The sequence below is a fragment of the Staphylococcus lutrae genome (genome assembly GCF_002101335.1).
Classification (GTDB): Bacteria; Bacillota; Bacilli; order Staphylococcales; family Staphylococcaceae; genus Staphylococcus; species Staphylococcus lutrae.
Window position 1 is genome coordinate 1,855,424 of record NZ_CP020773.1, and the last position, 11,940, is coordinate 1,867,363.

The 11,940-nt window shown below is 37.5% G+C and carries 14 protein-coding genes; 10 read left to right on the forward strand and 4 right to left on the reverse strand.

Features of this window, described 5'->3' with window-relative positions; genetic code table 11:
- The first annotated feature begins 31 nt into the window (after positions 1–31).
- Positions 32–949 carry a lipoyl synthase gene (gene lipA / locus B5P37_RS08630; protein WP_085237838.1) on the forward strand — a complete coding sequence of 306 codons (918 nt, stop codon included), beginning with the start codon at positions 32–34 and terminating at the stop codon, positions 947–949.
- An 18-nt stretch (positions 950–967) separates the two neighbouring features.
- A complete protein-coding gene (locus B5P37_RS08635) occupies positions 968–1,333 on the forward strand; it encodes a YutD family protein (RefSeq protein WP_085237839.1) in 366 nt (121 codons plus the stop codon).
- 98 nt (positions 1,334–1,431) lie between these two features.
- Here the strand turns inward: B5P37_RS08635 and B5P37_RS08640 are convergent, their stop codons facing one another.
- Complete coding sequence (locus B5P37_RS08640; protein ID WP_085237840.1) at positions 1,432–1,698, reverse strand: DUF3055 domain-containing protein; 267 nt, start codon at positions 1,696–1,698, stop codon at positions 1,432–1,434.
- A gap of 101 nt (positions 1,699–1,799) precedes the next feature.
- On the opposite strand from B5P37_RS08640, the gene B5P37_RS08645 reads away from it, so the two are divergent.
- The 3 genes from B5P37_RS08645 to B5P37_RS08655 are packed head-to-tail and all read left to right on the forward strand — an operon-like array spanning position 1,800 to position 3,992.
- The gene (locus tag B5P37_RS08645) at positions 1,800–2,231 is read left to right on the forward strand and encodes a DUF86 domain-containing protein (protein ID WP_085237841.1); all 432 of its coding nucleotides are present in this window, start codon (positions 1,800–1,802) and stop codon (positions 2,229–2,231) included.
- 3 nt (positions 2,232–2,234) lie between these two features.
- Entirely contained in the window at positions 2,235–3,020 is a 786-nt protein-coding gene (locus B5P37_RS08650) for a TIGR01457 family HAD-type hydrolase (protein WP_085237842.1), read from the forward strand.
- Positions 3,021–3,026: 6 nt separating this feature from the next.
- Positions 3,027–3,992, forward strand: a complete 966-nt coding sequence (locus B5P37_RS08655) for a 2-hydroxyacid dehydrogenase (RefSeq protein ID WP_085237843.1) — start codon at positions 3,027–3,029, stop codon at positions 3,990–3,992.
- A 129-nt stretch (positions 3,993–4,121) separates the two neighbouring features.
- On the opposite strand, the gene B5P37_RS08660 is transcribed toward B5P37_RS08655, so the two are convergent.
- Complete coding sequence (locus B5P37_RS08660; RefSeq protein ID WP_016424597.1) at positions 4,122–4,364, reverse strand: NifU family protein; 243 nt, start codon at positions 4,362–4,364, stop codon at positions 4,122–4,124.
- Positions 4,365–4,466: 102 nt separating this feature from the next.
- Here B5P37_RS08660 and B5P37_RS08665 point away from each other — a divergent pair, with 102 nt between their 5' ends.
- The gene (locus B5P37_RS08665; RefSeq protein ID WP_085237844.1) at positions 4,467–4,787 is read left to right on the forward strand and encodes a YuzD family protein; all 321 of its coding nucleotides are present in this window, start codon (positions 4,467–4,469) and stop codon (positions 4,785–4,787) included.
- A 255-nt stretch (positions 4,788–5,042) separates the two neighbouring features.
- Here B5P37_RS08665 and B5P37_RS08670 read toward each other — a convergent pair whose 3' ends face one another.
- Together B5P37_RS08670 and B5P37_RS08675 are read right to left on the reverse strand one after the other, a co-directional pair.
- Positions 5,043–6,002, reverse strand: a complete 960-nt coding sequence (locus B5P37_RS08670; RefSeq protein ID WP_085237845.1) for a site-2 protease family protein — start codon at positions 6,000–6,002, stop codon at positions 5,043–5,045.
- Positions 6,003–6,409: 407 nt separating this feature from the next.
- Complete coding sequence (locus B5P37_RS08675) at positions 6,410–7,474, reverse strand: NAD(P)/FAD-dependent oxidoreductase (protein ID WP_085237846.1); 1,065 nt, start codon at positions 7,472–7,474, stop codon at positions 6,410–6,412.
- Positions 7,475–7,756: 282 nt separating this feature from the next.
- Between B5P37_RS08675 and B5P37_RS08680 the strand changes: the two genes are divergently transcribed.
- From B5P37_RS08680 to B5P37_RS08695, 4 genes are all read left to right on the forward strand, one after another.
- The gene (locus B5P37_RS08680) at positions 7,757–7,993 is read left to right on the forward strand and encodes a YuzB family protein (protein WP_085237847.1); all 237 of its coding nucleotides are present in this window, start codon (positions 7,757–7,759) and stop codon (positions 7,991–7,993) included.
- Positions 7,994–8,006: 13 nt separating this feature from the next.
- Positions 8,007–8,366 carry a HesB/IscA family protein gene (locus B5P37_RS08685; protein ID WP_085237848.1) on the forward strand — a complete coding sequence of 120 codons (360 nt, stop codon included), beginning with the start codon at positions 8,007–8,009 and terminating at the stop codon, positions 8,364–8,366.
- Positions 8,367–8,819: 453 nt separating this feature from the next.
- On the forward strand, positions 8,820–10,022 hold the full coding sequence (locus B5P37_RS08690) for an NAD(P)/FAD-dependent oxidoreductase (protein ID WP_085237849.1): 1,203 nt from the start codon (positions 8,820–8,822) through the stop codon (positions 10,020–10,022).
- A 244-nt stretch (positions 10,023–10,266) separates the two neighbouring features.
- Positions 10,267–11,760, forward strand: a complete 1,494-nt coding sequence (locus B5P37_RS08695) for a M17 family metallopeptidase (RefSeq protein WP_085238451.1) — start codon at positions 10,267–10,269, stop codon at positions 11,758–11,760.
- Positions 11,761–11,940 lie beyond the last annotated feature (180 nt).

Genomic DNA, 11,940 nt, shown 5'->3' on the forward strand with positions numbered 1-11,940 from the left:
ATCTATAAATTTTGGGAGGGTTTTCACTGTTATGGCTACAAAAAATGAAGAAATTTTACGCAAACCAGATTGGCTTAAAATAAAGTTGAATACGAACGACAATTATACTGGTCTGAAAAAAATGATGCGTAAAAAAGGGCTCCATACTGTATGTGAAGAAGCGAAATGTCCAAATATTCATGAATGTTGGGGAGACCGTCGTACAGCAACATTTATGATTTTAGGAGATGTCTGTACACGAGCGTGTCGTTTTTGCGCAGTTAAAACAGGCTTACCTAATGAATTAGATTTAGGGGAACCTGCACGTGTAGCGGATTCGGTTAAACAAATGAACTTAAAGCATGTCGTGATTACTGCTGTTGCACGTGATGATTTAAAAGACGCAGGTTCCAATGTATATGCCGAGACAGTTCGCAAAGTACGTGAGCTCAACCCGTTTACAACGATTGAAATCTTACCGTCAGACATGGGAGGCGATTACGAAGCTTTGGCGACTTTGATGGCAGCACGTCCCGATATTTTGAACCATAATATCGAAACAGTGCGTCGTTTAACACCAAGAGTTCGTGCCCGTGCGACGTACGATCGAACTTTAGAATTTTTACGTCGTTCTAAAGAGCTACAACCTGATATTCCAACAAAATCAAGTATTATGGTGGGGTTAGGCGAAACAATAGAAGAACTTCACGAAACAATGGATGATTTACGTGCAAGTGGTGTAGATATTTTAACAATTGGGCAGTATTTACAACCTTCGCGTAAACATTTAAAAGTTCAAAAATATTATACACCATTAGAGTTTGGTAAATTGCGTAAAGTGGCAATGGAAAAAGGCTTTAAACATTGTCAAGCGGGTCCATTAGTACGTAGTTCATACCATGCAGATGAACAAGTGAACGAAGCTGCAAAAGAAAAACATCGACTTGGTGACGAACAACTTAAATTATAAGAACCAGGTGATTTATGTATGATAAAAGTAGGAAATCATTATTTTGAATTGTTAACTTCATATAAAAATGGATTTAATGAAGATGATTTTATTGCAAGGTATTCAGAGATTTTGGATAAATATGACTTTGTGGTTGGGGATTATGGTTATGATCAACTGAGATTAAAGGGTTTTTATGAAGATTCGTATAAAAAAGCAGAATTCAACAAACGTTTTTCAACCATTCAGGATTATTTATATGAATATTGTAATTTTGGATGTGCCTACTTTGTTGTACGTCGACTTTCAAAAGCAGAAGTTGAGAAGCGGTTAGGATCGGATGCGTGGATTGAGGAGAAAGACAAATTAAAAAACGTTAAAATCAAACCGACAATACAAGATTAATATAAAGGCCTTTCAATAGATTGGGGATGCCCCTATTGAAAGGCTTTTTAATGCCATCAACATGGTCGGGCATGCAATAGCGGCTTGTATCAAACGTATTATTGTATCACTTCGTTTAAATAAGCGGTAATTTCATCGCCTTCATCTTCGTTGACACCTAAAATATATGCGATATAGCCTGGTTCCGCTAAATCATCTGAACCAATGATTCCAAATTTGTTTGTTTGTGTATTCAGGACGAGGGTTTTTCCATAATGGCGATCGGTTTGAATCAACACAAGGTCGTAACGACTGATTTCGCCGACAAAGCCAACGAAACGAATTTGTGAAGGTTCAATATCATCGTATAAAAACATATCGATCATATCGGTAACTCCTTTAAAAATGATGTTATGCCAAGTATAGCGATAAATGAAGTTGTATGCAAAATTGTGATATGATAAGAAGGAATTGAGGTGACAGGAAAGTGTATTTTGTTGATAAATCCCAATTAGAAACAAAGATAAAATATTTACATCAGCTCACGGTAGATTATCCCGTTGTCAAATCGAACACATATGCATTCGAACGGGTTGCACAAATGCTTATCGAATCTTCAGTAGATATCGGTAATATGATTATTGATGCTTTTATTTTGAGAGATCCTGGTAATTATAAAGATGTGATTGATATTTTGGAACTCGAGGGCGTCATTTCCAAAGACACACAACAAGCGTTACACCGAACAATAGATGTACGCCGTCAGTTCGTCCATTTTTACGACCATTTAGAACCATCATCTCTCGTCCCTTTATTTGATGAGGTTCTTCCACATTATCAAAAGTTTATTGAAGAAGTTTTACTATTTTTAGAGAATGAGCAGGTCCCTGTAACTGCATTTGGTAAAGGAGCGCAATAAGTCATGAAAGCATATCAAGGTTATTTAATCGATCTGGACGGCACGATGTATAAAGGAACGCAAAAAATTGAAGGTGCGGCAGAATTTATTGATTACCTCAACGCGCAAGGTATTCCGCACCTGTATGTGACAAACAACTCAACTAAAGCTCCAGTGGATGTCGTAGAAAAATTGGCGACGATGGGGATTTCGGCACAACCAGAAGAAGTGATTACTTCAGCTATGGCAACGGCAGATTACATTCAGAGTGAACACCCAGATGCGACGGTGTACATGATTGGGGGTTCGGGGTTAGCGACAGCATTGGAAGAAGCCGGGTTGACGCTAAAGGACGATGTTCATGTCGATTATGTGGTCGTTGGATTAGATGAAGCGATTACCTATAACAAATTAGCAACAGCGACATTAGCAGTGCAAAATGGTGCGACTTTTATTTCAACGAATCCAGATCCTTCTATACCTAAGGAGCAAGGCTTTTTACCTGGCAATGGCTCTATTACAAGTGTGGTGACGGTTTCATCAAAGCAATCCCCAATTTTTATTGGAAAGCCTGAGACGCCTATCATGGAAAAAGCATTGCAAGTCCTGCAGCTTAACAAAGAAGATGTTGCGATGATTGGAGATCTCTACGATACTGATATTATGGCAGGTATTCAGTTCGGTATAGATACCATTCACGTACAAACGGGCGTGACGACAAAAGAAGAAGTCATGAAACAGGACATTCCTGCGACTTATAGTGTTAAAGATTTAAACGAACTACGTGAGCAATTAATTAAAGGTGAGTGATCAAACATGGAAAAAATTTTAGTAACCCGACGTATTCCACAAAAATTTATAGCACGTTTGGAAACTTTAGGTGAAGTAGAAATGTGGGATGATGACTTAACCCCCATGCCACGTGAAAAGTTTTTGGCAGCAGCTCAAGATAAAACAGCTTTACTTGTAACCCTAAGTGAAAAAATAGATCAAACCCTCTTTGAACATGCACCCCATTTGAAAATTGTCGCAAATATGGCAGTTGGATATGACAATATTGATGTACAAGCCGCAGCACAGCACCATGTACAAATCTCAAATACACCGCATGTCTTAAGTGAAACGACAGCTGAGTTAGGTTTTGCATTGATGATGGCTGCTTCTCGACGTATCGTTGAAGCAGAAAAATATGTACAAGATGGCCAGTGGAAAAGTTGGGGACCTTACTTATTAGCAGGTAAAGACATTTATAATTCTAAAGTCGGTATTTTTGGTATGGGTGAAATTGGGCGCGCTTTTGCACGTCGTTTGAAAGGGTTTCATGCTGATATTTTGTATCATAATCGTTCAAGAAATATGAAAGCTGAAAATGAATTGGGTGCATTTTACACATCATTTGAGCAATTAATTAAGGAAAGTGATTTTGTCATTTGCACGGCACCTTCAACACCGGAAACACAAAATATGTTCGACAAAGAAGTGTTTAAAAAAATGCGCAACGATGCCATTTTTGTCAATATTGGACGTGGTGATTTAGTAGTGGAAGAAGATTTAATTGAAGCAATTGCTACAGGAGAAATTGCGGGTTGTGGATTAGACGTTGTTCGGGATGAACCGATTCGTATGGATCATCCGTTGTTACAATATCCTAACGTTATTGTGACACCGCATATTGGAAGTGCAACCGTATTAACGCGTGACCAAATGATTCAAACTTGCCTGTTGAATATTAAAGATGTTTTAGAAGGGCAATCGCCGCGTAATGCCGTTTCGATTGACTAAATCGCCGTACGTTTTGTTTTAGCCTATGAAATCTAAGACATGATTAAAAGCGTTGAGATGGTACCTTGGGTAGTGGTCATCTCAACGCTTTATGCATATGGAGGTGAACAAGATACAGTCATCATGCTGTTAGAAAACTTGTTCAACCTCTACAACGCCAGGGACTTCTTCGATTAATGCGCGCTCAATCCCAGCTTTTAAAGTAATCGTACTGCTTGGACATGTGCCACAAGCGCCGAGTAATTGTAGTTTTACAATACCGTCTTCAACATCGACAAGCTCACAATCACCGCCATCACGTAATAAGAACGGACGTAACTTTTCGATGACTTCTGCAACTTGATCGTACATTGTCGCATTTTCAGTTGGCATGAGTGATGCCTCCTCTCAAATTAAAAGGTTCATTTTATCCTTATTTTTTTATTATAATGGAATTGGTACAAAAAATCTATTGAATCACTGAGGGGGAGAATTATGGAAAAAGTAAGTGTAGTGGTATATGGGGCGGAAGTCATCTGTGCGAGTTGTGTGAATGCACCAAGTTCGGAAAATACGTATGATTGGTTAAAGACATTATTGCCGAGAAAATATCCTAATATCCATTTTGAGTATACGTATATTGATATTATGGGAGCAGATGACGGGCTAACAGATCATGATCAACACTACATTGAACAAATACAAAATGATGAATTGTTCTATCCGCTCGTGACGATGAATGATGAATACGTGGCAGACGGTTATATCCAACTCAAACCGATAAAACGTTTTATAGAAGAGCGATTCAATCTGTAGTGAATGAAGTTTTGGAGGGGATAAACGCAAATGACTCCCCATGTTAGTAAGTCTTCTAAAATATCTTAATCATCTTTAAATGCTTAACACACCTTTACAAAAAAGCTCACTACATTAAAGTGAGCTTTTCCGTTTTATCGCTGCATAATACGAAATATTGAAATTTCGTTTGAAATAAAAATATCCTATTTTTGATGATGGACATAAATTGCTAAAGCACATTCTGAATGTTCCATTTGTTGAATAAAAGGCATTTTAGTTTTTATCATAAAGCGCTTTGTGATTTTTTATTATATTTTCTGCTATGTTGATTTGGTATTCATCTAATATTTCATGTGTATGGTCACTTGCAAGATTCAAATATTTCTTTTCTTTATATTGCAGATAAATATTTAAATAGTAAAGACACTTTCCATATATGGGTGAAATAGAATCAAAATTTATCTCTTGTTCCGATTTTATCCCTAAGCCTACTAAATATAAATCTATAATATTTTGTTCATACTTATTATTATATGTCTGTTTCATAGACTTTTGCATTACTTTACCATTTACGACACCATTTAAATAAACAACATTCCATTTAAACGTATCAGTTATCTCGAAAAATAATGCTTGATGATCATATAGGTTTAATGTCTCACTCGTGTATATAGAATGACTTAAATATGACTTATAGAAGTTGCTATTCTCTTTTTTTATTAATAACTCTAGAAAAGTATAACCATCATTACCTTTTATGAAGGGGAACAACGTGACAACCAAAATCACAATATTTAATATTAGAAACATATCTAAGTAAAAATTCTCAAAAATCAATTTAAATAAGCATACGATTACTATAGTAAGAACATTAAAGGTAGGACCTCCTAATGCATACCATATTAATTTCTCTACCTTTAAACCTTCTTTCCAATTGTCTTTATACATATTTGTTGCACCAACAGCTAAAAATACAGGATATGAAAAGTAAAAGTTATTTTTGATGAATATCACTGATACTAATGAAATCATGTATAGTGACATCCCCTGGATTTTACCTATGAAAAAATGACCTAACTCATGAATTATAATAACTAATAGGCCAATTAAAATAAGGTTAGAAATAAGAATAAGTGTATCATTCTTAGAAATATAGGAAATAAGGATAAGTAATATAAACAATATTTCGTAAAACAAGACATTATAAATAATGTTAATATATATTTTTTTCATAATTAATAAACCATTTCTCTAAGCTCCCAGCTTCATAAAGTTTCTCCTATAGTTTATTTTGTGAGTATTCTCTAATTATACGTGAGGGGTTTGTTTTTATAAAATAATATGAATATTTTATAAAAATCGATAAAAATTCAAGATGATTTGCCTCGGTTTTTTATTTTGAGAGTAAGGTTTATGTTCTAGCTTTTTTAAGTTAAAAGGTTTGAAGTGGTAGTAATGTCGGTGTAAGCGGGCGTTCTTTAGATGCATGTCTCAGCCAAAGACACGTGCACCAAACGTGATACAGTCAATAAAAGTGGTTAGATGTCACACGTGCCGTTGACTTAATAAAAAAAGAGATGCGTCTTTTAAGCTTTCATTTTTCAATAGGCATTTTGAAAGACACATCTCAATGTTTGATATTATCCGTTATGATGTTTATACAACCAGAGCACACCGGACTTCAATATAGAGGCTAAACGACCGGTCACTGTCGTATCCATGAGGTAAGCAAACCCTTTTTTCTCACCTAAAGAGCCGAGAAAGCCTTGAATTTTAATTTCAGGCATTTTTTCAGGTAAATTTTTACCCGCCCAAAGTGTTTTAAGGACCATCGCAATTTGATCCGCCTGTTCCTCTGCCAATTGTGCACTTGGCGCATGTGGTAAATTCGCACAGTCACCAACGACATACACATTTGGATACGTTGGAATTTGATGATATTGATTGACCATCACACGATGACTACGGCTTAGGTCGACAGGAAGATTGCGCACAATTTCAACGGGTTGAATTCCGGCTGTCCAAACGATGAGATCATGCTCGCTTTTTGTTTCTTTATTATAAAGTATACCTGGTTCAACTTTGACGATATCAGAATTAGGAACAACTGTTACATCATGTTTATCGAACCATTTTTTAACATAATTACTTAATTTTTCGGGGAATTGATTTAAAATGCGATCACCGCGATCATACAAGTGGATTCGAAGGTCACTGCGGCTCTCGCGTAATGCGCTCGCCAATTCGATACCACTTAAACCGGCTCCGACAATGCCGACTTTGGCATTCGTAGGGAGGTCAGAAATATCATGATACGTTTTACGTGCGTCGTGTAATGTTTGAATGCTGTACGTGTATTCTTGGGCACCAGGGACATTATGATACTTATCTTCACAACCTAAGCCGATAACAAGTTCATCGTAATCCACTTTCGTTTGACCTACAGAAATAATTTGATTGTCTAAATCGATGTCGGTAATCTCCCCATAAACGGTATGTGTTCTATCATGTTGCGGGAATTTGACACGAACTTCTTTGTCGGACTTCGCTCCTGCAGCAAGTGCGTAAAACTCTGTCTTAAGTCCGTGGTACGGCATCCGGTCAATTAATGTAATACTGTAATCATCCGGAAGGGCATCTGGCAAAATTTTTGACATTATGCGCATATTGCCATAACCGCCGCCTAACAAAACTAGATTCTTCATTTTGAATACCCCTTTTTAACGATATATCCTACGTTGTTTATTCCAAGCGTGCAGGTTGACATGTTGAAACAAATGAACGTAAATTTAAATCAATTTAACTCCACTTATAATTATATCCTTTTTTTGAAAGTCATACAAACAAAGGGATAGGCCTAGAATTAGAGTTTTGAGCATGCGATTCAAACAAGGTCGTGACTGAATGAAAGGCATGAAGCAGTCACATAGCAGTTCGATATAAAGTTTGATATACTAGTATCATTAAAATATAGAAGAGGGTGTCAAATGAATCCAATTGTCGAATTCTGTATTTCTAACATGGCAAGAGGTGCAGAAGAAGTCTACCATAAGCTAGACAATGATCCAGAAGTGGACGTTCTCGATTATGGTTGTCTTCAAAACTGTGGAATTTGTTCATCAGGGCTCTATGCATTAGTTAATGGAGATATTGTCGAAGGAGATACACCAGACGATTTATTACAAAATATATACAGACACATAGAAGAAACTTGGGTTTTTTAAAGGAGGTCAAACAATGGCAGTCATTAATTTGACAGAAGCGGCGGCATATGAAGTGAAAGATATGCTCAAACAAAATGATATGGCAGAAGGTTATCTAAAGGTGAAAGTGAATGGAGGCGGTTGTACGGGATTAACTTACGGTATGACAGCAGAGTCAGAACCTGGTGACAACGATGACGTTTTTGAATTCTACGGTTTAAAAGTGCTTGTAGATAAAGAAGATGCACCGATTTTAAATGGAACGACGATTGATTTCAAACAGTCATTAATGGGCGGCGGTTTCCAAATTGATAACCCTAACGCAATTGCTTCATGTGGTTGTGGAAGCTCATTTAGAACAGCGACAGTTAAAGGGACACCTGAGAATTGCTGAGTAGGGATTGCCGTGCATCGAAATATCGATGAGAGTATGCGTCAACTTGAGTCTTGCTGATTTAAGTGTAAATGTCGGAAACTTATTTTAAAAAAGTCGTGTTTGAGTCATCATGAGTGTGGTAAAGGTGAAAAAATCGGTTTAAAACACATCGCTAATTCGGGACGTCACGCCGTATTTTAAACGCATAATGACTGAAATGAGGCTAGGCGAAAATATTGTCCAAGCCTCTTTTATGATGAGAATGATAGGTTGCTGTTTTGAAATGCTTAATATTTAAATCATGTTTGTGAAAAGCAGTGTAAACTTCTATGATATAAACTTGAATTCAATTATAAAAAACTATACACTTATTAATGACAACATTTTACAATTTTGTGTACTGTAAAAATTAAGAGGGTATACAGTATGATTAGAAATTAATTATTTTTAAGAAAGAATAGGTGAATGCAAATGGCTGAACGAAAAAAAGTGCTCGTTTTAGGTGCGGGCTATGCTGGGTTACAAACTGTGACAAAACTTCAAAAAAAATTAGCTCCAGAGGATGCACACATTACTTTAATTAACAAAAATGATTACCACTACGAATCAACTTGGTTACATGAAGCTTCTGCAGGGACAATTAGCTATGAAGACTTATTGTATCCGATTGAAAGTGTATTGAAAAAACATGTAGATTTCGTATGTGCAGAAGTAACAAAAATTGATCGTAATGCGAAAAAAGTAGAAACAACAAACGGCATTTTTGAGTTTGATATCTTAGTTGTCGCATTAGGATTCGAATCAGAAACATTTGGCATCGATGGAATGAAAGAATACGCTTTCCAAATTGAAAACGTACACACAGCACGTCGTATTGCGCGTCATATTGAAGACAAGTTTGCTAATTATGCCGCTTCTAAAACGAAAGATGATAAAGATTTAGCTATCCTCGTGGGTGGTGCAGGTTTCACGGGTATCGAATTTTTAGGAGAACTCACTGATCGTATTCCTGAGTTAGCGAATAAGTATGGTGTAGAGCAAAGCAAAGTGAAGGTGACATGTGTGGAAGCAGCACCGAAAATGTTGCCAATGTTTTCAGACGAATTAGTCAGTCATGCAGTAAGTTATTTAGAGCAGCGTGGTGTGGAATTTAAAGTCGGTACGCCAATTGTTGCTGCAAATGAAAAAGGTTTTGTAGTCAAAATCAATGACGAAGAACAACAATTAGAAGCGAACACAGTCGTTTGGGCAGCAGGGGTTCGTGGTAGTCAATTAATGGAGAAATCATTCGAAGGGGTTAAACGTGGTCGTATTGTCACAAAACAAGATTTAACAATTGACGGTTACGATGATATCTTTGTAATTGGTGATGTTTCAGCCTTTATCCCTGAAGGTGAGGAACGTCCATTACCGACAACAGCACAAATCGCAATGCAACAAGGTGAGAAAACAGCTTCTAATATTGTAAACATTTTAAAAGGGGCACCGACAGAAGCATTTTCATACAATGATCGGGGTACAGTCTGCTCTTTAGGTCGTCATGATGGTGTCGGTGTTGTTTATGGCCGTGAAATTACAGGTAAAAAAGCGGCATTTATGAAACGTGTTATTGATACACGTGCTATCTTTAAAATTGGTGGTTTAGGCTTAGCTTATAAAAAAGGTAAATTTTAAGTTTTAAGGTGTATTTCACTTAATACATGAACTGTCAAGACTGTGATAGAACACTGGCGTCTGAATGGGCAGCCGACGTTTAGGGGCATCGATGAAGGGCAATCGATTTACAGTCTGACACGTTTAGATGTATCCTCATGTATGAGTGATTAAGCAGCGATATCGGGAGTGGAATGACGAAACCTATATGATTCATTTAGGTTTTGCTTCTGCTCCTTTTTATATTTTGAAAGGAGTGAATGGCATGCCTTCACAACAAATAGAGACACCTGCAGTCATTGTGGCTGGGGTACCAGAACATTTAAATCAGTATTCTAAAGATGTCAAAGATGATACGACGTTTTTTGAAGCGCTCACTGAATTAAAAGCACACCAAGTCATCAACGCTAAAAAAGGTGCAGTTTCTTCAACAGCAATCTTGCTAGAGGGACAAATGCATCGCATAGTGACAGTAGGACTTGGGAATACCAATCAATTGCAAGACCATGACTACTTGCAAATATGGGGGGCGTTATTCCGATTTTTACAGCAAACAACAGTGACACAAATCAATTTCAAGGTACATACATTTTTGACGAAATCAGTTTCATCAGAAGTGATTTTTAAATTAATGGGTCTTCAAAGTGAGCAAGCCCTCTATCAATTTGATGATTATAAATCTCATAAAAAACCAGCCTTTCGTCTTCAAATGGGGGGCAATTGTGCGCAATTGGCAGACTATTCTCCATTCATTGAAGGTGGACAAAAGTTGGGACGCGCGATTAATAAGGCACGAGATTTAAGCAATATGCCACCTAATATTATGACGCCAAGTTATTTGGCTGAAACAGTGGCGCATTATTTTAAAGATACAACTGTAAAAGTTCAAGTGAAAGATGCGGATCAAATTCAACAAGAAGGATTTGGTTTAGTTCAAGCAGTCGGAAAGGGCTCTATTCACTCACCAAGGATTATCACGCTTGAATATCATGGAGATACCGATCAAGACGCGCCCTTGATTGCACTCGTCGGAAAGGGCATTACATATGATTCCGGGGGGTACTCAATTAAGTCTAAAACGGGCCTTCCGACAATGAAATTTGATATGTGTGGTGCAGCAAATGTGATAGGGATGGTGGAAGCCATTCATGCACTTAAAATTAAAGTGAATATCGTGGCGGTGATTGCAGCGGCTGAAAATATGATTGCGAATAATGCGATGAAACCTGATGATGTATTTACAGCATTGAGTGGTGAGACCGTCGAAGTCCCTAATACTGATGCGGAAGGGCGATTGGTTTTAGCGGACGCGGTGTATTATGCCAATCAGTATCAACCAACGATGATTATGGATTTTGCTACATTAACGGGGGCCGCGATCGTTGCTTTAGGTGAAGATAAGGCAGCCGTTTTTCAAGAGCGGGTGCAGCCTGACATATTAGACGCGATTTTTAAACATTCTCGAGTTTATGAAGAACCAGTGTTTGAACTGCCTATCACCGCGACAGAACGCCAAAATATTAAGGCTTCTGATGTCGCAGATTTAACAAACCATGTCAATGCACATGGTAAAGCCTTATTTGCTGCCGCCTTTATCACGCATTTTAGTGGTCAAACGCCGCATATGCATTTTGACATTGCAGGCCCTGCGACAATGAATAAGGCGTCGTATAAAGGGCCAAAAGGGCCTACAGGTTTTATGATTGCAACAATTGTGACATGGTTGAAGTCGGAATATGGTTGTAAAGCAACGCGTTGATTTCATTGTTTGTTGATTAAAGGATAGGTGAAAGGTTCACTAGATTCGTCATACACTTCTCTATACGGTTTGATACGCAAGTTCATGCAGTGTGTCATAGTATAGAGAGGTGTTTATGATGTATGAGCAAAGGATGTAGATCGGGGATAAAGAGACATTGACGGATGGGCGATGACCTGT